Here is a 23,328-nt window from a genome sequence, read left to right as displayed (position 1 = left end):
CCGGACCCTTCCGCAGCCGCGAGCCGCCATGACCTCCACCGTGCCGATGACCGTCCCGGGTGCCGTGCCGACCCTTGCCCTGCTTCCCCCGCCGGTCCGCCCGGCCGACCTCTATCTGCGTCCCACGGCCTTCCTGTCGGGGGCGGAGGCGGACCGCGCCGTCGCGGCGGGGCAGGCGCTGCGGCTGGCCGGCAGCGGCTTCGCCTTCGCCCTGCTGGAGGTGGCGGTGAGGACTCCCGAGGGCAGCGTCCGCGCCATCGCTCCGGCCGACGCCGTGCGCGACTGGATGGCCGGGCTGGAGCCGGCGGCGGCGCGGCGTGCCGCCGTGCTGCTGGCCGCGCTCACCACGCCGCCGTTGACCGTGGGTGAGCCCGCCTGGGCCGGGCTGGGGCTGGGCAGGCCGCTGATCCAGGGCATCGTCAACGTCACCCCGGACAGCTTCTCCGACGGGGGCGATCATGCCGATTCCGCCGCCGCGGTCGCGCACGGCCGGGCCCTGCTGGAAGCGGGAGCGGACATCCTGGACGTGGGCGGCGAGTCGACCCGGCCGGGCGCGCAGCCGGTGGACCCCGCGGAGGAAGCGGCCCGGGTCGTCCCCGTGATCCGGGCGCTGGCGGAGGCCGGCGCCGTCGTCTCCGTGGACACCCGCCGGGCCTCGGTGATGCGGTCGGCGCTGGCGGCGGGCGCGCGGATCGTCAACGACATCACGGCCCTGGCCGGCGACCCGGACAGCCTCACCGTCGCCGCGGCGGCGGGCTGCCCTGTCGTGCTGATGCACATGCAGGGCGAGCCGGGCACCATGCAGCAGGACCCGCAGTACCGCGATGTCGTGCTGGACGTCTTCGACGGGCTGGAGGAGCGGCTCCTGGCGGCGGAGGCCGCGGGCATCCCGCGCCACCGCATTGCCGTGGACCCCGGCATCGGCTTCGGCAAGACGGTGGAGCACAATCTCGCCCTGCTGCGGCAGGTGGGGATCTTCCACGCGCTGGGCTGCCCGGTGCTGGTCGGGCTCAGCCGCAAGCGCTTCATCGCCAGCCTGTCGCGCGGAGAGGAACCGAAGCAGCGCCTTCCCGGGTCGCTGGCCGCCGGTCTGGCGACCCTTTCCCAGGGGGTCCAGATCCTGCGGGTCCACGATGTGGCGGAAACCTGGCAGGCCCGGGCGGTCTGGGGGAGCATCGGGCTATGACCCGGCGCCGGGCATGGCCGGACGGGTCCGATCTGCTATAAGGCGCGCCGGTTTCTGAGAGGCACGGGGGAGAGGGGGATGACGCGCAGGCTGTTCGGCACGGATGGAATCCGCGGCACGGCCAACACGGACCCGATGACGGCGGAGATGGCGCTGAAGGTGGCCATGGCCACGGCGGCGCAGTTCCGCCGCGGCAGCCATCGTCATGTCGTGGTGATCGCCAAGGACACGCGGCTGTCGGGCTACATGCTGGAACCGGCGCTGACGGCGGGGTTCGTCTCCATGGGCATGGATGTGGTGCTGGTCGGGCCGTTGCCGACGCCGGCGGTGGCGATGCTGACACGCTCGCTCCGGGCCGATCTGGGCGTCATGGTCTCCGCCTCGCACAACCCTTTCCACGACAACGGGATCAAGCTGTTCGGCCCGGACGGCTACAAGCTGTCGGACGAGATGGAGGCGGCGATCGAGGCGCGCATCGCCGCGGACGGGGCCGCGGGCGGTCCCGCGGCGGACCTTGCCGGCCCGCGCGACCTGGGCCGCGCCTCCCGCCTGGAGGACGCGCCGGGCCGCTATATCGAGCAGGTTAAGGCCAGCTTCCCCCGCGGGCTGCGGCTGGACGGGCTGAAGATCGTCGTGGACTGCGCCAACGGCGCCGCCTACCGCGTGGCGCCCAAGGTGCTGTGGGAGCTGGGGGCGGAGGTGGTGCCGCTGGCCGTGGGGCCGGACGGCTTCAACATCAACCGCGACTGCGGCGCCACGGCGCCGGCCGCCATGCGGGCCGCGGTGCTGGAGCACAAGGCCCATCTGGGCCTTGCCCTGGACGGCGACGCCGACCGGCTGATCCTGGCGGACGAGAGCGGCACCCAGATCGACGGCGACCAGATCATGGCCCTGATCGGCCGGAGCTGGGCCGAGGACGGCCGGCTCAAGGGCGGCGGCGTCGTCGCCACCGTCATGTCCAACCTCGGTCTGGAGCTGTTCCTGCGCGACCGCGGCCTGACCCTGGTCCGGACGCCGGTGGGCGACCGCTACGTCGTCGAGCACATGCGCGAGTACGGGTTCAACGTGGGCGGCGAGCAGTCCGGCCACATCGTCCTGTCCGACTTCGCCACCACGGGCGACGGGCTGCTGGCGGCGTTGCAGGTGCTGGCGGAAATCCAGCGGACGGGCCGTCCCGCGTCGGAGGTGCTGCGGGTCTTCCAGCCGCTGCCGCAGCTCCTGCGCAACGTGCGCTTCGATCCCGCAGGCGGCGTCCGCCCGCTGGAGGCGGCCGGCGTCCAGGCCGCCATCCGGGCAGGGGAAGCGCGGCTGGGCGGCCGCGGCCGGGTGCTGATCCGCAAGTCGGGCACCGAACCCCTGATCCGCGTCATGGCGGAGGGGGAGGACGAAGGGCTGGTGGCGTCCGTCGTGGCGGACATCGTCGCCGCCGTGGAGGCGGCCACCGTGCCCCGCGCCGCCGGGGAGGCGGCGACCGTCACCCAGGTCCAGCCGGCCGAATAGCGTTCCCGCGTTGACCCGGCCCGCCGTTGCGGTAAGGCTTCGCAACGGGCCGGGCGCGCGATCCTGCCGCCCGGCGACCCAGCCATCCTGACAGCGGATCGGGCATGAACGGACGCATCCTCATCGTCGCCGGCTCGGATTCGGGCGGCGGCGCCGGCATCCAGGCGGACATCAAGGCGGTCACGGCCCTGGACGGCTATGCCATGACCGCCATCACCGCGCTCACCGCGCAGGACACCCGCGGCGTCCATGGCGTGCATGCGGTGCCGGTTCCCTTCATCCGGCAGCAGATCCGGGTGGTGCTGGACGATATCGGCGCCGACGCGGTGAAGACGGGCATGCTCGCCACGGCGGAGATCATCGACGCCGTGGCGGACGAGATCGCGCCCCTGGCGGGCCGCGTCCCCATCGTGATCGACCCGGTGATGGTGTCGAAGGGCGGGCAGCGCCTGCTGGACGAAGGCGCCACCGCGGCGCTGGTCGCCCGCCTGCTGCCGCTGGCGGACCTGCTGACGCCCAACGTGCCGGAGGCGGAGGCCCTGACCGGGCTGGAGATCCGGGACCTGGACGGCCAGCGCGAGGCTGGCGGCCGGCTGCTCGCCATGGGGGCCAGGGCCGTGCTGATGAAGGGCGGGCACCTGCCGGGACCGGAGGTGACGGACCTGCTGGTGATCCCGGAGGGAGAGATCTACTTCACCGGCGAGCGGGTGGACACGCCGCATACCCACGGCACCGGCTGCACGCTCGCCTCCGCCATCGCCGCCGGGCTGGGGCAGGGGCTGGCGCTGCCCCAGGCGGTCGCCCGCGCCTCGGCCTATGTCGATCTGGCGATCCAGACCGCGCCCGGCTACGGCCATGGCCACGGGCCGCTGAACCACAGCCATACCGTCAGACCCTTCCCATGAGCATGGCCGGACCGCAGGGGGATGCCGGCATCGCCTATGCCGTGGAGGCGGATCTGGCGCCGGAGGCGTTCGTGGACGTGCTGCGCCGCTCCGGTCTGGCCGAGCGGCGGCCGGTGGACGATCCGGCGCGCATCGCCGCGATGCTGCGCCATGCCGGCCTGACCGTGACGGCGCGGACGCCGGACGGGCTGCTGGTCGGCGTCGCCCGCTCCGTCACCGATTTCTCCTTCTGCTGCTACCTGTCCGATCTTGCGGTGGACCGGGACTGGCAGGGGCAGGGCATCGGCCGGGCGCTGATGCGGCGGACCCGCGACGAGGCGGTCCGCCTGCTGGACCCTGCCGCGGGCGGTCCGCCGCTGCGCTGCCTGCTGCTGGCAGCGCCCAAGGCGCGCAGCTACTACCCGCATGTCGGGCTGGCGGCGCTGGACAACGCCTTCGACTTCACCGACCTGTGAGGGACCGGCCATGCGCCTGAACAGCTACACCGTCGATGCCTTCGCCACCGGGGTGTTCGCCGGCAACCCGGCGGCCGTGGTGCCGCTCCGGGACTGGCTGCCCGAGGCGACGATGCAGGCCATCGCGGCCGAGAACAACCTCTCCGAAACGGCCTTCTGCGTGCCGGAGGGGGAGGGGGTCTGGGCCATCCGCTGGTTCACGCCGGGCACGGAGGTGGACCTCTGCGGCCATGCCACCCTGGCCACCGCCTATGTGCTGTCCCGCTTCGTCGATCCCGGGCGGGAGCGCTTCGCCTTCCGCACGCGCAGGGCGGGGGACCTGTCCGTCAGCCGCGACGGCGACGTCTTCACCCTGGACTTCCCGGCCCGGCCGCCCGTGCCGGTCGAACCGCCGGCCGACCTGCTGGAGGGGCTGGGCGGTCCGCCGCCGGCCGCGGTCCTGACCGCCCGGGACTTCCTGGTGGTCTATCCGACGGCGGAGCAGGTCCGCGCGCTCAGCCCGCGCATGGACCGGCTGGCGGGACTGGACCGCATGACCATCGTCACCGCGCCCGGCGACGCGCCGGGCATCGACTTCGTCTCCCGCTTCTTCGCGCCCGCCAAGGGCGTGCCGGAGGACCCGGTCACCGGCTCCGCCCACTGCACCCTGATCCCCTACTGGGCCGGCCGGCTGGGCCGCACCCGGCTGGAGGCGGAGCAGGTGTCCCGCCGCGGCGGCCGGCTGCACTGCGCTCTGGAGGGCGACCGGGTGCGGATCGGCGGCCGTGCCGTGCTCTATCTGGAAGGGGTGATCCACATCTGAACCATGGAACGCCGCGCCCGGCACCCGGTCTTTTCCGGATGCCGTCCCGCCAGACAAACAGGTTTACCCTGGGGGCGTAATCCAGCAAGATAGGCCCGACCGATCACAACTGCCGGATACGGGCCTGCGGACGATACCGCGGGCACGCTCCGGCTTTAGCTGAACGTGGCGGACCGTGTTGGACCAGGCGTTGAACAAGGCACAGCTCGTCGGCCGGGTTCGCCATTCCTTCGAGCTGCACAGCTTCCATGGCGACCAGTGGCTGGTCGTCAAGGATGCCACCGACCTGCGCCAGATCGAGCCGGCGGCCGCGCTGCTGGTCCAGCGCAACGAGGTTGAGGGGGTGCGCGTCGTCCGCCGCACCGACTATGTGGACCACGACTTCTCCACCACGGTCACCATCGTCAAGCGCATGCGCGCGGGCGTTCAGGAGACCGATCCCCTGCTGCGCGCCAACCCCGGCCGTGACGCCTCCTGGTGCGAAAGCCCCGAGGACCTCGGCGGCGACCCGCAGCGGCAGGTGTTCCGCGGTCTGCTCGCCAAGTACCTGGACGAGCGGCGCCTGACCCCGCTGGAAATCCTCTACTACGAGGTCCACGCCAAGACGCTGGACCAGGCCGGCACGACCGTGCAGGGCGCCCTGCAACGGCTCGCCAGCACCCAGGTGCGCGGCACCAAGCAGACGGCCGTCGCCCGCGTGAAGGAACTGCTGGCGATCGTGGAGGAGGGGCTCGGGCGGTTGCAGAAGGAGGCGAAGGCCGGGCCGCCGCTCCGGCTGGGACCGCCGACCCTGGCGGAGGTCGGCCGGCAGCTCCGTGGCCGGCCGGGCGATCCACACCCGCCGCTCTACCGTGCCGTGGCGGCCCATCTGGCCGACTCGAAGTCGTGGGTGGAGAAGCTGGACCGGCTGTTCCGCCTCTGGACCCCCGACCTGACGGTCGTGGAGATGCGGGTCGTCGACTCGCTCGCGGCGGAGATCCTCGCTTCGCCCCTGGCCCTGCGCGAACTGGCGGGGGCCGAGCGGCCGCGCTTCGAGCTGGTGCTGAACGCCGTCGATCTCTATGTCGGCAACCTTGCCCTTGCGGCGTCCAGCTCGCTGCCGCCGGGCGTGCAGGCGTTGTCCAGGCTGCTGGCCCAGGGGGCGCTGCCACGCACCATGGCCGAGCTGCGGCTGGGGCTGCTGCGCCATCTGCACGCGCGCCAGCCGCTGCGCGCCGGCATCGGCATCCGCGACGAGATCGCGGCCAGTGTCGAGATCCTGGGGTACATCCGGCGCAAGGCGCCGACCCTGGCCCGCGACGAGGAGGTGCTGGAGGCGCTGGCGACCCGCGTGGACCGGCTGATCCAGCCCGAGGCGATGGCCGACCTGCTGGGCCAGTCGCGCACCTGCACGGGCCGCATCGACCTTGTGCTCGGGCTGATGGAGCAGGCGCCGGGGGAGGCGCCGAAGGCCAAGCTCGCGCCCTACCTGCGCTCGCTGCTGGTGCCGGAGGACATCATCCGGGAGACGGGCGGGCTGCACAGCCGGGGCGAGGCGATGATGCCCCTGGCGACCATCGCCTCCCGAGTGGCGGGAATCGGCCTGCCGGCCGGGCCGCGGCGGGAACTGCTGGAGCTGATCGACACGGCGCTGCACGACCTGATCCGGAAGGAAGTTATCGGCAATTCCTCCGTTCCCTATGCCGACCGCATCCTCGGCCTGGTCCGGCTCGGTCCCTGTCTGCCGGCCGAGGGCAAGGCCCGGCAGATCGCGTCGGAGCTGCTGACCCAGGCCCTGCACCGGCCGGAGTTCATCCTGCGCTACCTGGAGCGCTTTCCCGGCCCGCAGGAGCGCAAGGACGCGCTCCAGAAGCTGTGCGCCCTGCTGGCCGAGTCGGGACTGGTTCCCGCCGCGCTGATCCCCAACGCGCTCGCCTGAAGGCCCGCCGGAAGCGCTTCCGCGCCGGCCCCGGGACCGGCTCCTGCCCGCAAGGAAGTTTCGCCTGCGTGCCCGGCATGGCCGCAATGTGTCCGCCCGCGTTGGTGGCGATTGACCGACCTTGCGGCGCCCCCTACTTTCCGCGGCGGGACACGCCCCCCCAACGGGGCGCTCTATTCTGTAAGGAATAGTCTATGACGGCTCTGCCGAAGCCGGATTCGCGCCCCGCGAATCCGCAGTTCTCGTCCGGCCCCTGCGCCAAGCGCCCCGGCTGGACCATCGAGGCCCTCAAGGGTGCCCTCGTCGGCCGCTCCCACCGCTCCAAGCCCGGCAAGGCCAAGCTTGAGCAGGTGATCACCCTCAGCAAGGAAATCCTGGGCATCCCCGCCGGTTACCGGCTGGGCATCGTGCCCGCCTCCGACACCGGCGCCGTCGAGATGGCGCTGTGGTCCCTGCTCGGCGCCCGCGGCATCGACATGCTGGCCTGGGAGAGCTTCGGCAAGGACTGGGTCACCGACGTGGTCAAGCAGCTCCGGCTGACCGACGTGCGGGAGTTCAAGGCGCCCTACGGCGCGCTGCCCGATCTGACCCAGGTCGATTTCGCCCGCGACGTGGTCTTCACCTGGAACGGCACCACCTCCGGCGTGCGCGTGCCGGACGGCGACTGGATCCCGGACGACCGGCAGGGCCTGACCATCTGCGACGCGACCTCCGCCACCTTCGCCATGGACCTGCCCTGGTCCAAGCTCGATGTCGTCACCTGGTCCTGGCAGAAGGTCCTGGGCGGCGAGGCGGCGCACGGCATGCTCGTGCTCAGCCCCCGCGCCGTGGAGCGGCTGGAGAGCCACAAGCCCGCATGGCCGATGCCGAAGATCTTCCGCATGACCAAGGACGGGAAGATCGTCGAAGGCATCTTCAAGGGCGAGACGATCAACACCCCCTCCATGATCGCGGTGGAGGATGCGCTGGACGGCCTGACCTGGGCGAAGTCCATCGGCGGCCTGCCGGCCCTGATCGGCCGGTCGGAGGCGAACCTGAAGGCGGTCACCGACTGGGTGGCGCGGACCGACTGGGTGGACTTCCTGCCGCAGCGGCCGGAAACCCGTTCCTGCACCTCCATCTGCCTGAAGATCGTCGATCCCTGGGCCACCGGCCAGTCGGCCGAGGCGCAGGCGGAGATCGCCAAGAAGGTCGCCGCTCTGCTGGAGAAGGAGGGCGTCGCGCTTGACGCCGGCGCCTACCGCGACGCCCCGCCGGGGCTGCGCATCTGGGGCGGCGCCACGGTGGAGACGGCCGACATCCAGGCGCTGCTGCCCTGGCTCGACTGGGCCTACGCCACGGTGAAGGCGGGCTGATCCCTTTCCCGTCGGGAAACCCGACCGGAAGGTGGCGGGGGCCGGCTGCGGCCGGCCCTGTCGCCATCGCCCGCCCGGACTCGGTCCCGAGTCACTGCGGTCTCCGACCCATGCCCCTGTCTGCCTATCTCGTTCCCGTCTTCCTGCTGGTCGCCAGCAACGTCTTCATGACGCTGGCCTGGTACGGGCACCTGAAGTTCAAGGCGGCCCCCCTGACGCTCGTCATCCTGGCGAGCTGGGGCATCGCCTTCTTCGAATACTGCCTCCAGGTGCCGGCGAACCGGATGGGACACGCCGTCTATACCGCCCCCCAGCTCAAGATGATCCAGGAGGCGATCACGCTCCTGGTCTTCGCCGGCTTCTCCACCCTCTATCTGGGTGAATCGCTGCGCTGGAACGACTGGGTGGCGTTCGTGCTGATCTTCGTCGCCGTTTTCTTTTCGGTCCACGACTGGAACTGACCCGCGCGGGTCGCCAGCCATCTTCCAAGGAGCAGTGCCATGCCCAAGGTTCTCATCTCCGACAGCCTGAGCCCCCGCGCGGTCGAGATCTTCAAGGAGCGGGGCATCGAGGTCGATGTGAAGACCGGCCTGAAGCCGGACGAGCTGAAGGCCATCATCGGCGGCTATGACGGTCTGGCCATCCGGTCCTCGACCAAGGTGACCAAGGACGTGCTGGCGGTCGCCACCAACCTGCGCGTCGTCGGCCGCGCCGGCATCGGCGTGGACAATGTGGATGTGCCGGCCGCCACCGCCCGCGGCGTGGTGGTGATGAACACGCCCTTCGGCAACTCCATCACCACGGCCGAGCACGCCATCGCCATGATGATGGCGCTGGCCCGCGACATTCCGGAGGCGAACGCCTCCACCCACGCCGGCAAGTGGGAGAAGAACCGCTTCATGGGCGTCGAGCTGTACGGCAAGACGCTGGGCGTGATCGGCTGCGGCAACATCGGCTCCATCGTCGCCGACCGCGCCCTGGGCCTGAAGATGAAGGTCGTCGCCTTCGATCCCTTCCTGTCGCCCGAACGCGCCCAGGACCTGGGGGTGGAGAAGGTGGAGCTGGACGAGCTGCTGCGCCGCGCCGACTTCATCACCCTGCACACGCCGCTGACGAACGAGACCCGCGCCATCCTGAACCGCGACAGCCTCGCCCGGACGAAGAAGGGCGTGCGCATCATCAACTGCGCCCGCGGCGGCCTGATCGTCGAAGAGGATCTGAAGGCGGCGATCGAGAGCGGCCATGTCGCCGGCGCCGCCCTGGACGTCTTCGCCGAGGAACCAGCGAAGCAGAACGGCCTGTTCGGCATGGAGCGCGTCATCTGCACCCCGCATCTGGGCGCGAGCACGACCGAGGCGCAGGAGAATGTCGCCCTCCAGGTCGCCGAGCAGATGGCCGACTACCTGGTCAGCGGGGCGGTGGTGAATGCGCTCAACATGCCGTCCGTTTCGGCCGAGGATGCGCCCAGGCTGCGCCCCTACATGAAGCTGGCCGAGCAGCTCGGCAGCTTCGCCGGCCAGATCACCGAGACGGGGCTGAAGGCCGTCACGGTGGAGTTCGAGGGCCAGGTGGCGGAGCTGAACACCCGGCCGCTGACCGCCGTCGTGCTGAAGGGCCTGCTGGCGCCGCTGATGGAGTCGGTGAACATGGTCAACGCCCCCGTCATCGCGCGGGAGCGGGAGATCAAGGTGTCGGAGACCAAGCGGCAGGATGCGGGCGATTACCAGACGCTGATCCGCGTCATCGTCTCCACCGAGGCACGGACGCGCACCCTCGCCGGCACCCTGTTCGGCGGCGACAAGCCCCGGCTGGTCGAGATCGAGGACGTGCCGATCGAGGCCGAGGTCACGCCCAACATGCTGTTCATCCGCAACGAGGACAAGCCGGGCTTCATCGGCAAGCTGGGCACGGCGCTGGGCGATGCGGGCGTGAACATCGCCACCTTCCACCTGGGCCGCACCGCCGCGGGCGAGACGGCCATCGCGCTGGTCTGCGTGGACCAGCCGCTGGGCGACGATCTGGTCGAGCGCATCCGCGCGCTGCCCAGCGTGGTGCGGGCCAAGGCACTCACCTTCTGATAAGGTTTTCCGAAGTCTTCTGCAGCGTTTTGTAACGATTGCGGCCCCCTCGGCGTGGTAAAAGGAGGGGGCCGCACGATCCTGTGCGGCGTCCGGTTTTCCTCCAGCGTCCAGGGGCGCCCCATGAAGTACGGCACAGGAACGCCCACCGGCGTCAGTACGTCCGACCTCGCCAGTGCCCTGCAGGAGATCAGCCGCGAGCTGGAGGGACTGCGGGCCGAGATCGAGAAGGTGGGGACCGTGGCCCAGCAGATCGACGCCATCGCCAAGCAGACCAACCTGCTGGCGCTGAACGCCACCATCGAAGCGGCCCGCGCCGGGGAGGCCGGCAAGGGCTTCGCCGTCGTGGCGGGCGAGGTGAAGAACCTCTCCGGCCAGACCGCGGCGGCCACCGCCGAGATTTCCAGCGTGTTGCAGAGCCTGACCAAGCGGACCCAGCATCTGGGCCAGCTCGTCGAGCGGGCGATCACAACCGCCTGACGGCGGCCCCTGATGCCTGGCAGCGCACCCGACAGTCCGTGACGGGGTCTTGCCCCGGCCGTTCCGGCGTGCTCCCTTGCCGGGCATGACCGACCGTGCAGAAAGACCTCCGTCAGCAGTCATCATCGGCGCCGGCCCCGCGGGGCTGATGGCGGCCGAGATCCTGTCGTCCGCGGGCGTGGCGGTGGACGTCCATGACGCCATGCCGTCGCCCGGCCGCAAGCTCCTGATGGCCGGCCGCGGCGGCCTGAACATCACCCATTCGGAACCGCTGGACCGCTTCGTGGGCCGCTACGGCCCGGCCCGCGACCTGTTCCGCCGCCTGCTCGACCGCTTCTCCCCCGCCGACCTGCGGGACTGGTGCGCGTCCCTGGGCGTGCCGACCTTCGTCGGCAGTTCCGGCCGGGTCTTCCCGGAGACGTTCAAGGCCAGCGTGCTGCTGCGCGCCTGGCTGCGCCGGCTGGACGGGCAGGGGGTGCGGCTGCACCTGCGCCATCGCTGGACCGGCTGGACACCGGACGGTGCCCTGGCCTTCACGACGCCGGACGGTCCGCTGGCCTTGCGCCCGGCGGCCACCATCCTGGCGCTCGGCGGGGCGAGCTGGCCGCGCCTGGGATCGGACGGCGCCTGGGCCGGCTGGCTCGCGGCGCGCGGTGTGGGGCTGGCGCCCTTCCGCCCGTCCAACAGCGGCTTCGAGCGGCCCTGGAGTCCCGGCTTCCTGGAGCGGGCGGAGGGGCAGCCGCTGAAGCGCATCGCCGTCAGCTTCGCCGGCCGGACCGTGCCGGGGGAACTGGTCGTCACCCGCGCGGGCCTGGAGGGCGGCGCGCTCTACGCCCTGTCCGCTCCCGTCCGGGAGGCGATCGAGCGCGACGGCCGTGCCGTCATCAGCCTGGATCTCAAGCCCGACCTGACCCTGGCCCAGGTGCAGAACAGGCTGGCCCGGGTGCCGGCGGCGGACAGCCTCGCCAACCGGCTGCGCAAGGCCCTGTCGCTGGCGCCGCCGGTGCCGGCCCTGCTGCGCGAACTGGCGCCGGAAGGGACGCTGGCCGGTACCGGCCGGCTGGCCGCCGCGGTCAAGGCCCTGCCGGTGGAACTGACCGGCCTGCGCGGGCTGGACCGGGCCATCTCCACCGCCGGCGGCGTCCGGCTGGACGAGTTGGACGAGGGGCTGATGCTGCGCCGGCTGCCGGGCGTCTTCTGCTGCGGCGAGATGCTGGACTGGGAGGCGCCGACCGGCGGCTACCTGTTGCAGGGATGCTTCGCCAGCGGCGTCGCGGCGGGGGAGGGGGCATTGCGCTTCTTGTCTTTCCATCCGCAATCGGATATGTCTGTTCCCATCCTTTCCGGTCCGTAAGGGCTTTATGTCTGGGATTGTCACCGTCCGCTGACCCGTGTTCCGCGCCCCTGGCGCCACGGATCAGCCTGCGTAAGTCCGAGCCGCCGTCCGCTTCCGCGGGCGCTGGTTTCCTCGGCTGCCTCAGCCTGTCCGCTGACTGACGACATATCCCGGAAAAATGAACATCTCCAAGCCGGAGCAGCGCACTCTGCATGCGCTCGCCCGTGGTGGCCGTATCGACATCGAGAAGGACGACGACCGCCGCATCATCGAGGTTGACTGCATCACCCGCGAGGGGTGGCGCCTACTCGACTGCGACATGACCACCTTCAGGAAACTCCGCTCCAAGCGCCTGATCGCGTCGGAGAACGGCGGCCCCTACCGCATCACGCGCAAGGGGCTGGCCGCCGTCCGGCCTCAGCCGGACAACCGATCATGATCCGGCCTCAGCCGGACAACTGATCGTGATCCGGCCCCAGCCGGACAGGCGATCGTGATCCGGCCCCGGCCGGACAGGCGATCATGACCCGGCCCCAGCCGGGCGCGAGCCCGATCCGGTCCCCGGCGAAGCCCGCCGGGGGCCGGAGACGGTGGGGGCTACCGGGGGACGGGGATGGAGTGGGTCGCCTTGACCTCCTCCATCACCATGTAGGTGTGGGTCTGCGCCACGCCGGGGATGATGGAGAGCTTGTCGCCCAGGAACGCCCGGTAGGCGGCCATGTCGGCCACCCGCACCTTGATCAGATAGTCGAACCCGCCGGCCACCATGTGGCACTCCAGGATTTCTTCCAGCTTCGATACAGCTTCGGCGAAGACACGGAAGACATCGCCCGAGGTGCGCTCCAGCCGCACCTCCACGAAGGCCAGCAGGCCCCGGTCCAGCCGGTCGGGGTCCAGCAGCGCCATGTAGCCCTGGATATAGCCCTCCCGCTCCAGCCGGCGCACCCGCTCCAGGCAGGGCGTGGGCGAGAGGTTCACGCGGCGGGCCAGTTCCACATTCGGGATCCGGCCGTTCTGTTGCAGGATGCGCAGGATGTTCAGGTCGATCCGGTCCAGGCGTGGCGCCGTCTGATCTCCCGCCATAGATTCTCCCGTCGATCCGCCATGCTCTGGTGGATCATACTGCGAATCTGTATAAGTTGGCGGAAAATCCGCAGATGTATCGGCTAGATTGCCGGACGATCCACCCCAGGCCCATGCAGCAAGGTGTCGCCGCCATGCCCTCTCCGCTCGCCGTCCCGCCGCCCAGCGACCCCGCCGTCATCCGCGACGCCCTGCGCGCGCTCAAGCATCTGTGCGAGGACAAGGCCATCGCCCAGTTGGCCGGTGCGCACGGCCTGACGCCGGATGAGCGCGCGCTCATCCACGAGCTGGCGGTGAAGGTGGTGGACGGCGCCCGCGGCCGCCGGCGCGAGCTGGGGCCGCTGGATGCGCTGTTGCAGGAATTCGGGCTGACCAACCACGAAGGCATCGCGCTGATGTGCATCGCCGAGTGCCTGCTCCGGGTCGCCGACCCGGAGACGGCCGACCGGCTGATCGCCGAGAAGCTGAGCCAGGGGCAGTGGGACACCCATCTGGGCCACAGCGACAGCGCCTTCGTGAACGCCACGGCCTGGGCCCTGGCGCTGTCCGGCCGGCTGGTCGAGCTGGACCCGGCGGAGGTCGGCGGCAATGCACCGGGCTTCCTGAAGCGGGTGGCACAGCGGGCGGGCGAGCCGGTGATCCGTTCCGCCATGGCGAAGGCCATGCGCATGATGGGTGAGCATTTCGTCATGGGCGGCACCATCGACGCTGCCCTTGCCGTCGCCCGCTCGGCCAGGCCGGCCAGCACCGTCTTCAGCTTCGACATGCTGGGCGAGGGGGCGCGCAATCCCGAACAGGCGGAGCGCTATTTCGACGCCTACCAGCAGGCCATCGACGCCGTGGGTGCCCAGGCCGGCGGACGCGGCCCGCAGGAATCCTCCGGCGTCTCGATCAAGCTGTCCGCCCTGCATCCGCGCTATGAGTTCGCCCAGCGGGCGCGGGTGATGACGGAGCTGGTGCCGCGGGTGAAGACGCTGGCGCTCTCGGCGAAGCGCTGGAACATCAACTTCACCATCGACGCCGAGGAGGCGGACCGGCTGGACCTGTCGCTGGACGTGGTCGAGGCGCTGGCGACCGACCCCGATCTGGCCGGCTGGAACGGCCTGGGGGTCGCCGTGCAGGCCTACCAGAAGCGGGCGCCGCGGGTGATCGACTGGCTGGCCGCCACGGCCCGCCGTGCCGGCCGCCGCTTCATGGTCCGCCTCGTCAAGGGCGCCTACTGGGATTCGGAGATCAAGCACAGCCAGCAGGCCGGGCACGAGGACTATCCGGTCTACACGCGCAAGGCGGCGACCGACCTGTCCTATCTGGTCTGCGCCCGCCGGATGCTGGCCGCCTCCGACGCGATCTTCCCCCAGTTCGCCACGCACAACGCCTTCACCATCGCCGCGATCCTGCACATCGCGGGGGAGAACCGCGATCTGGAGTTCCAGCGGCTGTTCGGCATGGGCGAACTGCTCTACACGGCCGCGCGGGAGACCCTGACGGCGATGCCGCGGGTGCGCGTCTACGCTCCTGTCGGCACGCATGCGGACCTGCTGCCCTATCTGATCCGGCGCCTGCTGGAGAACGGGGCCAGCAGCAGCTTCGTCAACACCTACATGGACCCCGACGTGCCGGTCGGGCGGGTGGTCGCCGATCCCGTCGCGGCCATGACGGAGGAGGCGGCGACCCGCCATCCCAAGATCCCGGTGCCGGCCGACATCTACGGCGGCGAGCGGCGCAACTCCCGCGGCTACGATCTCTCGGCGCCGGAGACGGTGGAGCCGCTGCTGCATCGGATCGACAAGGCGATGGCCGGTGGCGGCTGGACCGCCGCGCCCATCGTGGGCGGGCGGCAGCTCTCCGGGCAGGGGCGGCCGGTGTCCAGTCCCGTTGACCGGAGCCGGACGGTCGGCACGCTGGTCGAGGCCACGGCCGCGCAGGTCGAAGAGGCGGTGGGGCTGGCCGCCGCGGCGCAGCCGGGCTGGGACCGCCTGGGCGGCAAGCGCCGGGCGGACATCCTGAACCGCATGGCCGACGCGCTGGAGGCCGACGACGCGCCGCTGCTGGGGCTTCTGGTTCACGAGGCCGGCAAGATCCTGCCCGACGCCACGTCCGAGCTGCGCGAGGCGGTGGATTTCTGCCGTTACTACGCCGCCCGTGCCCGCGAGCAGTTCGGCACCCCGTTGCGGCTGCCCGGCCCGACGGGGGAGAGCAACGACCTCTACCTCGCCGGCCGCGGCGTCTTCGCCTGCATCAGCCCGTGGAACTTCCCGCTCGCCATCTTCGTCGGCCAGATGGCGGCGGCGCTGGCCGCGGGCAACAGCGTCGTCGCCAAGCCGGCGGAACAGACGCCCCTGATCGCGGCCGAGGTGGTCCGGCGCTTCCACCGGGCCGGCGTGCCCGGGGCGGTGCTGCACCTGCTGCCGGGTACGGGCGAGACGGTGGGCGCGCGGCTGGTGGCCGACCCGCGGGTGGCCGGCGTCGCCTTCACCGGCTCGACCGAGACGGCCCGCGCCATCAACCGCACGCTCGCCGACCGCGACGGCCCCATCGTGCCGCTGATCGCGGAGACGGGCGGGCAGAACGCCATGATCGTGGACAGCACGGCGCTCCTGGAACAGGTGGTGGACGACTGCATCCAGTCCGCCTTCCTCTCCGCCGGGCAGCGTTGCTCCGCCCTGCGGGTCCTCTACGCGCAGGAGGAGATCGCCGACCGGCTGGCGGCGATGCTGTCCGGCGCCATGGACATGCTGACCCTGGGCGATCCGCGCCATCTCGCCACCGATGTCGGCCCGATCATCGACGATCCCGCCCGGCAGGTGCTGGAGGAGCATGTCCGGCGCATGGACCGGGAGGCCAGGCTGATCAAGGCCGTTCCGGTGCCGGAGTCGCTCTCCGCCGGGACCTTCTTCGGCCCGCGCTTCTACGAGATCGACGGCATCGCGCGGCTGCCGCGGGAGGTGTTCGGGCCGGTGCTGCACATGATCCGGTTCCGCTCGGGCGAGATCGACGGCGTCGTGCGCGGATTGCAGTCCACCGGGTACGGTCTGACCTTCGGCATCCACAGCCGGCTGGAGACCCGTGCCTTCGAACTGTTCCGGACGATGGGGGTCGGCAACACCTACATCAACCGCAACATGGTCGGGGCCGTCGTCGGGGTACAACCTTTCGGCGGGCAGGGCCTGTCGGGCACTGGTCCCAAGGCCGGCGGGCCGCACTATCTGTTGCGTTTTGCAACAGAGAAGACCCTGACCGTGAATACGACGGCCTTCGGCGGGAATACGGCGCTTCTCGCCCTGGGCGGCTGACCCGGGGCAGTGGATCGAGCCATCCGCCCCTACCCCGATCGGGGAAGTGCGGATGGCTGTCCCACCCCTTTCGAAGTGACTTGGCAGGCACCCTCCCTTTCGTATAGGCATTGAAGCAATAGGTCCGATCGATGGAAGGCGGCGGCGGTAGCGCATGCCAGAAATTGCTGATGCGCCCTTGGTACTGATCGTCGAGGATGAGCCCGCCACGCGGGCCCTTCTCGCCGCCTATTTCCATGAGGCGGGATTCCTCATCGCCGAGGCCGAGAACGGCCGGCAGACCCGGGAGGCGCTGCTGCGTCAGCCGCCCGACCTGGTTCTGCTGGACATCGAACTGCCGGACGAGGACGGATTCTCCATCGCCCGCAGCATCCGCGAGATTTCCAACGTCGGGATCATCATCGTCACCAACCGGGCGAACGAGGACGACCGTGTCTTCGGTCTGGAGACGGGCGGCGACGACTATGTGACGAAACCGCCCAACCCGCGGGAACTGCTGGCGCGGGCGCGCAACCTGCTGCGCCGCACGCACCCCAGCAAGATGCGCCGGGCGGAGGGCACGGTGCGCCGCTTCGGCGGCTGGACCATGGATCTGGCGCGCCGCCGTCTGATCGACCCGGAGGGGCAGGAAATCCGCGTCACCCGCGGCGAGTTCGAACTGCTGGCGCTGCTGGTCCGCTCCGGCGGGCGGGTGGTGACCCGCGACCAGCTCATCGACGCGGTCAGCGGCACCGACCGCAACCCCAACGACCGCACCATCGACGTGCTGGTCAGCCGGCTGCGCCGCAAGATGTGCGACACCGGCGTCTCGCCCCGGCTGATCCTGACGGAGAAGGGACTCGGCTACCGTCTCGGCGTGGACGTGACCGACCCGGTCTGAGGGACTCTCCGCGGGTCTCTCCGCGACCCCGGTCGGCGTCGCCTCATTCCGCCAGACGCCGCCGGTAGGCGTTCAGCTCGTCCGCCCCGGCCCGGAACAGGGTGTGCAGACGTTCGGCCCCGGCGCGGGCCTCCCTTTCGTCGCCCTTCTCCGCCTGTGCCTCGATCCGCCGGGCCAGATCCGCCAGCGGCCTGAGCCCCACCGTCAGGGCCCCGCTGCCCAGCTTGTGCGCGGCCTTCGCCAGCGCGGCCATGTCGCCGTCGCTGCCGGCGCTGACGGCGGCACCGACCGTCTCCGGAGCGGCATCCAGGAAGCGGTCGATCACCACGGCGATGCGCGATTCGCCCAGTACCGCCCGGTGTCCGTCCAGCACGCTGTGGTCGAGATGCGCCTCGGCGGACCCGCTGACGGCGGGGACGCTGACATCCTCCGGTCCGGACGGGGGGGCTGCCCCGCCCGGCAGGGGGCAGGCTGCAGGGGCCACGATCTCCGCCAGCAGGGCGCGCAGGGAATCACGATCGACAGGCTTGGCCAGCACCAGATCCATGCCGGACGCGCGGTAGCGCGCCAGCTGGGCCGGCGCCATGCTGGCCGTCATGGCGACGATGGGAACGCGCTGCGCGTCGTCGGGCAACGCGCGGATCGCCCGGGCTGCTGCCGGTCCCCCCAGGCCCGGCAGCCGGATGTCCATCAGCACCACGTCGAAGCCGCCGGCCGCGGCGCAGGTCACCGCTTCGTTGCCGGTGACCGCTTCGGTCACCCGGTGGCCGTCCTGTTCCAGAAGGGTGCGCGCCAGGATGCGGCTGACATCGTCATCCTCCACCAGCAGCACCGAAAGGCTCCGGCCCTGCCGGGGAGGTGCACCGCCGATGGCGGGCGCCCGGCGGGCCGCTTCCTGGGTCAGGGCCTCCGTCTCCAGCCGGCGCAGCTTCGTCACGTCGGCCAGCACCACCACGAGCAGGGGCGCCCCCTCGATGGAAACCGGGCGGCTGGAGGCCATCAGGATGCGGGCAGCGCCGTCTACGGTCTGGAAATGCGCCTCGCGGCACTGGCCGCTGGGGCAGGTGAGCAGAGCCTTGAACCAGGTCTGGACCTTCTCCGGCGAGAGCCCGTCCAGCAGGTCCTCCGCCATGCGGCTGTGGACGGTGGGTGTGCCGTCAGCGTCCAGCAGCAGCAGCGGAACCGGCACGCACTGGAGGAAGGCGGCGCGCTCGGCACGGGAGATGGCGCGGGCGCGCTCCCAGCCGTCGCGCTCGGCGGCCAGCATCAGCTCGGCGCCGCGCCGCCGCTCCTCCTCCTCCCGCAGCACGCTGAGAACGCGGGCCTGCATCTGCTGGCGCTGGATGGAGAGGATGCCGATGAAGTTCGCTGCAGCAGCCGCCAGCAGCACGGCCGGCTCCGGCGGAGAGCCGGTCGGCGACAGACCCCAGGCAAGGCCGAGATGCCCCAGCGTCAGGACCGTTCCCAACCCGATCGCAACCGCCAGCGGGTTCGGCAGCAGCATGTAGACCGCGAGCAGGAAGACCAGAGCCGCCACGTCGGCCGGCAGGCCCGGCGGCCATACGGTCACGGTGGCGAACTGGAGCAGGATCAGCATCGCCTGCCAGAGCGCCAGCGCCATGCCCAGCCGTTTCGGTGCGGGCGGCAGGAAGGTCAGCCGCAGCACGGCCAGCGACGCCGCCACCAGGCCGAGGCGTCCCGCGATCAGGGCGGTCACGTCCCCGCCCGATCCCGCCAGGGTCAGGTCTGCGACGATGGTCAGCAGGGAAACCAGCCCGACGACCGCCAGGGCGGTCTGAGCCTGCCGGGTCAGCAGACGCCACGCGGGAAGCGCATCCGAGGGAGGGGGCGGTGCAGCGGAGGGTGGCGCAGTGGGGGATGGCATGGCACAGGCGGCATTTTGCTGCCACTTTATAGTATCAGTGATTATGGTTGGTCCATCCGCCGCGCCGGTCCAAGCGTATAGGTACAGGCGCACGGACCCCGGCGCACGGCCCCCGTGCGCGCCGCCCTGACCGGGCGGCCATCCATCACCCTTCCTGACGTGCCCGGATCGCGCCTGTCCGGGGGAGCATCGACGTCCATGACCAGCGTTTCCGGCCCTTCCGGCCCCGCCCGTCCGTTCCGCAGCCCCGCCTGGGCCCGCCGCAGCCGCGGCCCCGCCCTCGGCCTTCTGCTCGCGCTGGCGGCGCTCACCGCGGCCCCCCCGGCCCCCCGGGCGGAGGATGCGCCGAACGGTGCCACCATCCAGTGGGCGCAGCAGATCCTGGACGAGAAGGGCTTCTACCAGGGTCGTGCCCACGGCCGGCTGGATGCGGCCACCACGGCGGCCGTCAAGGCCTATCAGAAGTCCGTGGGGTTGAAGGTCACCGGGACGCTCGACAAGGCCACGGTGGACCGCCTGCTGGCGGATCGCTCCACGGCGGAGAAGCCGACCGTCGGCAACCTCGCCGACCCCAACAGCCGGGCCCGTTCCTCCAGCCCCATGGTCAAGGAGCGGGATGTCCGCCCCACGGCGGCCCCCTCGGCCCCCGGCGTCTCTGCCGTGGAGGGTGGAGAGACCGGCAGCATCATCGAACCCGGTGCCGTGTCGCCGGTCACGCCCCGCGGGCCGGCGCCTTCCGCCGCCACCGCTCCGGCGGTGTCGCGGGAAACGGCGGCGTCCCCGGACTATCCGACCGCTCCGGCCTCGGCCCCGCGCGCCGGCGTGGAGACGGTCGGTGCCGAGGAGGGGGAGGGGGCCGGCTTCGACCTGCGCTCCGTCATCGACCCCGGCTACATCAGCTACGGTCTGATGGGGCTGGTCGGGGTGATCGTCGCCTATCTCGGCTTCTCCTGGTGGTCCAGCGGCCGCACCCGGGCCGCTGCCCGGCGCCGCCCTCCGGCGGGGCGCGCGCCCGTCGGGGGCGGTCCCGCCCGGCGGGAGCCGACCCTGGGCGCTCCCCCACGGGCACCCGACGGCCGCCGCGAGCCGCGCTTCGATCCCCCGCCGCGTCCGCCCGGTGCCGGTGGGGCGCGTGGCTCCACCGGCCTGCGGTCCCGCATGCCCTGACCCCGCCGCCCGCCGCCCCGTCACTCCTGGCCTCCGGGACATGAACGGTCCCGGAGGCGGCCCCATACCGGGCTATTCGTGCGGATCGGCGGGCGGAAACGAAATCGACCCCGTCCTCTCTCCGGAAATAGGATGGATGCGGCGGGCTGCCGCATGGCGGCACCCTTGACCCTTGTTCCCCGCGGCCTTCGGCGGACCCGGCGCCGCTGCCCCGGCGCGCCGCGGGGCTGACGATCTGGCAGGAGATCCCCCGGATGGTTTTCGACGCCCCGGATTTCGACAATCACGAGACGATTCTGTTCGGCAGCGACCCGGAGACGGGCCTCCGCGCCATCATCGCGGTGCATGACACCGCCCTCGGCCCGGCCTGCGGCGGCTGCCGCATGTGGCCCTACGCCAGCGAGGCCGAGGCGGTGCGCGACGTGCTGCGCCTGTCGCGCGGCATGAGCTACAAGAACGCCATGGCCGGGCTGCCGCTGGGCGGCGGCAAGGCGGTCGTCATCGGTGACAGCCGCAAGGACAAGACCGAGGCGATGATGCGGGCCTTCGGCCGCGTCGTGGAGCAGCTCGGCGGCCGCTACATCACGGCCGAGGATGTCGGCACCAGTGTCGCCGACATGCAGGCCATGGGCCAGTCCACCCGCCATGTCGCCGGTCTGGCGAAGGGCAGTGCGGCCAGCGGCGACCCGTCCCCCTTCACGGCCTACGGCGTCTTCCTGGGCCTGAAGGCGGCGGTGCGGCACCGGCTCGGCACCGACAGCCTGAAGGGGCTGCGCGTGGCGGTGCAGGGCCTGGGCAATGTCGGCGGCAACCTCGCCCGCCAGCTTGCCGAGGCGGGCGCCACGCTGGTGGTCAGCGACATCCACGCCGACGCCGTCGCCCGTGCCGTGGCGGCCTACGGCGCCACGACCCTGCCGCCGGAGCGCATCCACGCCGCCGAGGTGGACGTCTTCGCGCCGTGTGCCCTGGGGGCCGTGCTGCATGAGCGCAGCGTGGCCGAGCTGAAGGCCAGCGTCGTCGCCGGTGCGGCCAACAACCAGCTCGCCACCGACCCGGTGGGCGAGCTGCTGCGCCAGCGCGGCATCCTCTACGCGCCGGACTATGTCATCAACGCCGGCGGCATCATCAACGTCGCGGCCGAGGTGATGCACGCCTACGACCGCGACGCCGTGCTGCGTCAGGTGGAGCGCATTCCCGCCACCCTGGCGGAGGTGTTCCGCCGCGCCGACGCGGACGGCCGCCCGACCAGCGAGGTCGCCGACCGCATGGCCCGGGAGCGGCTGGCCGCGGCCCGGGGCGGCAAGGCCGCCGGGCCGCTCGCCCGCGTCGCGGAGTAGCCTGGAGCGGGGGGAGGCTAGACCACCGTCTCGATCAGGAACGGGCCCGGCTCGGCCAGGGCCCGTTCCAGGATGCGGGTGAACTCCCCGGCCTCGTCGGCGCGCGCGGCCAGGATGCCGAAGCCCCGCGCCAGGCTGACGAAGTCCAGATCCGGGGTATCCAGCCGCATCAGGTCCTGCGCCGCCGGCGCCGGACTGCCCAGCCCCATGTTGGCGTATTCCAGTTGCAGGATGCGGTAGGCGCGGTTGGCGAAGACCACGACCACCACGTCGGCCCCGGTGCGGGCAAGGCTCCAGAGCGCCTGGTTGGTGTAGAGGGCGGAGCCGTCCCCGACCAGCGCCAGCACCTTGCGGCCTGGTGCGGCCATGGCCGCCCCCAGCGCCGCCGGCAGGCCGAAGCCCAGCGAGCCGCCCGTCAACGACAGCCAGTCGTGCGTCGGCGCCTGCACCGTGAAGCGGTAGCACGGCGCGCCGGAGGTGATCGCCTCGTCCACCACGATGGCATTCTCCGGCAGCAGGGAGCCGATCGCCTGTCCCACGGCGTCCACCGTGAGCCGCCCCTCCGGCCGCAGCGGCCGCTGTTCCGGCAGCAGAACCGGGTCGCTGCTGCCTGCCCCCAGCAGCCCGGCCAGGGCCTCCAGGGCAGCGTGCCCGTCCTCACCGGGGCCGCACAGCCGGTCCACGCCACAGCCTTCGGGCACCAGCCGGTCCGGCCTGCCGGGATAGCCGAAGAAGGCCACCGGCTCCCGCGCCCCGGCCAGGACCAGGGAGCGCACCCCGTCCAGGGTCTGCAGGACATCGGCCGGGAAGTAGGGCAGCCGTTCCAGATAGGGCAGGCCGGCGCCGCGGCGCTGCGCCGTGGGGAAGGTCTCGCTCAGGACGCGGCAGCCGGTCGCCGCCGCGATCCGTCCGGCCAGCAGGCTGCCGCGCCCGTCCAGCAGGCCCCCGCCCAGCAGCAGGGCCGAAGCGTGGCCGCCGGTGCGCAGCATGTCGGCCATCAGCTCGATGCGGGCATCCGGCACCGGATCGACCCGCGCGGCCGGTGCGTCGCCGCCCGTGTCCGGGCGTCCCGCCTCGCCCCAGGCGACATCGGCCGGGACGATCAGCACGGCATGCCGGGCCGGGGTTCCCAGGGCTGCGGCCACGGCGGCCCGCGCCGCCTCCGCCGCCTCCTCCGGCCGCTCCAGCCGCCGGACCCAGCCGGCATAGGGCCGTGCGATGGCCTCGATGTCCGACGCCAGGGGCGGGTCGAACGGCAGCAGGCTGGAGCGGTGCTCGCCCACGATGCTGACGACGGGGCTGCCGGCGCGGCTGGCGTTATGCAGGTTGGCCGTCGCGTTGGCGAGGCCGGGGCCGAGATGCAGCAGCAGACCCGCGGGCCTGCCGGTCAGACGGGCATGGGCGTCCGCCGCCCCGGACAGCACCCCCTCGAACAGGCCGGGCACGAGGCGCATCCCCGGCACCGCGGCCAGGGCACCGACCAGATGCATCTCCGAGGTGCCGGGGTTGGCGAACACGGTGTCCAGGCCCGCCGACCGCAGTCCCTGGGCCAGGGCTTCGGCTCCGTTCATGCGCATCTCCTCCTTGTCGTTGCCGTTCCGGCCACCGTCCCGGCGGCTGCTCGACCGGCATCCTAGGGGGCAACGCCGCCAGCGGCCAGTCCGGCAG

19 protein-coding genes are annotated in these 23,328 nt (G+C 71.8%); 16 read left to right on the top strand and 3 right to left on the bottom strand.

Translation table 11 applies throughout. The features are described from left to right. Positions 1 to 28: 28 nt before the first annotated feature. The 12 genes from folP to RC1_RS08550 all read left to right on the top strand — a co-directional run bounded on the left by folP (position 29) and on the right by RC1_RS08550 (position 12,454). Positions 29 to 1,186 carry a dihydropteroate synthase gene (gene folP / locus RC1_RS08605; RefSeq protein ID WP_012566977.1) on the top strand — a complete coding sequence of 386 codons (1,158 nt, stop codon included), beginning with the start codon at positions 29 to 31 and terminating at the stop codon, positions 1,184 to 1,186. Positions 1,187 to 1,264: 78 nt separating this feature from the next. Further along, the gene (glmM, locus tag RC1_RS08600; RefSeq protein ID WP_012566976.1) at positions 1,265 to 2,686 is read left to right on the top strand and encodes a phosphoglucosamine mutase; all 1,422 of its coding nucleotides are present in this window, start codon (positions 1,265 to 1,267) and stop codon (positions 2,684 to 2,686) included. A 104-nt stretch (positions 2,687 to 2,790) separates the two neighbouring features. Next, positions 2,791 to 3,591, top strand: coding sequence for a bifunctional hydroxymethylpyrimidine kinase/phosphomethylpyrimidine kinase (gene thiD, locus RC1_RS08595; protein ID WP_012566975.1), 801 nt, complete (start codon positions 2,791 to 2,793; stop codon positions 3,589 to 3,591). Continuing rightward, positions 3,588 to 4,046 carry a GNAT family N-acetyltransferase gene (locus RC1_RS08590; RefSeq protein WP_012566974.1) on the top strand — a complete coding sequence of 153 codons (459 nt, stop codon included), beginning with the start codon at positions 3,588 to 3,590 and terminating at the stop codon, positions 4,044 to 4,046. The genes thiD and RC1_RS08590 overlap by 4 nt, the downstream gene beginning before the upstream one ends. Positions 4,047 to 4,056: 10 nt before the next feature. Then, positions 4,057 to 4,848 carry a PhzF family phenazine biosynthesis protein gene (locus RC1_RS08585; protein WP_012566973.1) on the top strand — a complete coding sequence of 264 codons (792 nt, stop codon included), beginning with the start codon at positions 4,057 to 4,059 and terminating at the stop codon, positions 4,846 to 4,848. A 175-nt stretch (positions 4,849 to 5,023) separates the two neighbouring features. Further along, a complete protein-coding gene (locus RC1_RS08580) occupies positions 5,024 to 6,766 on the top strand; it encodes a hypothetical protein (RefSeq protein WP_012566972.1) in 1,743 nt (580 codons plus the stop codon). 194 nt (positions 6,767 to 6,960) lie between these two features. Then, on the top strand, positions 6,961 to 8,121 hold the full coding sequence (locus RC1_RS08575) for a phosphoserine transaminase (protein ID WP_012566971.1): 1,161 nt from the start codon (positions 6,961 to 6,963) through the stop codon (positions 8,119 to 8,121). A gap of 110 nt (positions 8,122 to 8,231) precedes the next feature. Then, positions 8,232 to 8,582 carry a DMT family protein gene (locus tag RC1_RS08570; RefSeq protein WP_012566969.1) on the top strand — a complete coding sequence of 117 codons (351 nt, stop codon included), beginning with the start codon at positions 8,232 to 8,234 and terminating at the stop codon, positions 8,580 to 8,582. Between the two features lie 39 nt (positions 8,583 to 8,621). After that, a complete protein-coding gene (gene serA, locus RC1_RS08565) occupies positions 8,622 to 10,199 on the top strand; it encodes a phosphoglycerate dehydrogenase (protein ID WP_012566968.1) in 1,578 nt (525 codons plus the stop codon). 123 nt (positions 10,200 to 10,322) lie between these two features. Further along, positions 10,323 to 10,679 (top strand): methyl-accepting chemotaxis protein, encoded by a 357-nt coding sequence (locus RC1_RS22495; protein WP_012566967.1) that lies wholly within the window; start codon positions 10,323 to 10,325, stop codon positions 10,677 to 10,679. Between the two features lie 85 nt (positions 10,680 to 10,764). Next, positions 10,765 to 12,033, top strand: a complete 1,269-nt coding sequence (locus tag RC1_RS08555; protein ID WP_012566966.1) for a BaiN/RdsA family NAD(P)/FAD-dependent oxidoreductase — start codon at positions 10,765 to 10,767, stop codon at positions 12,031 to 12,033. Positions 12,034 to 12,193: 160 nt separating this feature from the next. After that, positions 12,194 to 12,454 carry a YjhX family toxin gene (locus RC1_RS08550; protein WP_012566965.1) on the top strand — a complete coding sequence of 87 codons (261 nt, stop codon included), beginning with the start codon at positions 12,194 to 12,196 and terminating at the stop codon, positions 12,452 to 12,454. 158 nt (positions 12,455 to 12,612) lie between these two features. Here RC1_RS08550 and RC1_RS08545 read toward each other — a convergent pair whose 3' ends face one another. Beyond that, the gene (locus RC1_RS08545; protein ID WP_012566964.1) at positions 12,613 to 13,098 is read right to left on the bottom strand and encodes an Lrp/AsnC ligand binding domain-containing protein; all 486 of its coding nucleotides are present in this window, start codon (positions 13,096 to 13,098) and stop codon (positions 12,613 to 12,615) included. Positions 13,099 to 13,232: 134 nt separating this feature from the next. On the opposite strand from RC1_RS08545, the gene putA reads away from it, so the two are divergent. Together putA and RC1_RS08535 are read left to right on the top strand one after the other, a co-directional pair. Continuing rightward, a complete protein-coding gene (gene putA, locus RC1_RS08540; RefSeq protein ID WP_148213421.1) occupies positions 13,233 to 16,391 on the top strand; it encodes a bifunctional proline dehydrogenase/L-glutamate gamma-semialdehyde dehydrogenase PutA in 3,159 nt (1,052 codons plus the stop codon). Positions 16,392 to 16,569: 178 nt separating this feature from the next. Continuing rightward, complete coding sequence (locus tag RC1_RS08535) at positions 16,570 to 17,271, top strand: response regulator transcription factor (protein ID WP_234703851.1); 702 nt, start codon at positions 16,570 to 16,572, stop codon at positions 17,269 to 17,271. A gap of 43 nt (positions 17,272 to 17,314) precedes the next feature. Here the strand turns inward: RC1_RS08535 and RC1_RS08530 are convergent, their stop codons facing one another. Continuing rightward, positions 17,315 to 19,156: a response regulator gene (locus tag RC1_RS08530; RefSeq protein ID WP_012566961.1), complete on the bottom strand. Its 1,842-nt coding sequence runs from the start codon at positions 19,154 to 19,156 to the stop codon at positions 17,315 to 17,317. Positions 19,157 to 19,354: 198 nt separating this feature from the next. On the opposite strand from RC1_RS08530, the gene RC1_RS08525 reads away from it, so the two are divergent. Continuing rightward, on the top strand, positions 19,355 to 20,323 hold the full coding sequence (locus RC1_RS08525) for a peptidoglycan-binding domain-containing protein (protein WP_041785247.1): 969 nt from the start codon (positions 19,355 to 19,357) through the stop codon (positions 20,321 to 20,323). 254 nt (positions 20,324 to 20,577) lie between these two features. Beyond that, on the top strand, positions 20,578 to 21,660 hold the full coding sequence (locus RC1_RS08520; protein WP_012566958.1) for a Glu/Leu/Phe/Val family dehydrogenase: 1,083 nt from the start codon (positions 20,578 to 20,580) through the stop codon (positions 21,658 to 21,660). Between the two features lie 17 nt (positions 21,661 to 21,677). On the opposite strand, the gene RC1_RS08515 is transcribed toward RC1_RS08520, so the two are convergent. Then, entirely contained in the window at positions 21,678 to 23,231 is a 1,554-nt protein-coding gene (locus RC1_RS08515; protein ID WP_012566957.1) for an acetolactate synthase large subunit, read from the bottom strand. Positions 23,232 to 23,328: the final 97 nt, after the last annotated feature.

Source organism: Rhodospirillum centenum SW (assembly GCF_000016185.1).
Classification (GTDB): domain Bacteria; phylum Pseudomonadota; class Alphaproteobacteria; order Azospirillales; family Azospirillaceae; genus Rhodocista; species Rhodocista centena.
Note: the sequence above shows the minus strand (reverse complement) of the source record. Positions and strands in the feature narration are given on the sequence as shown.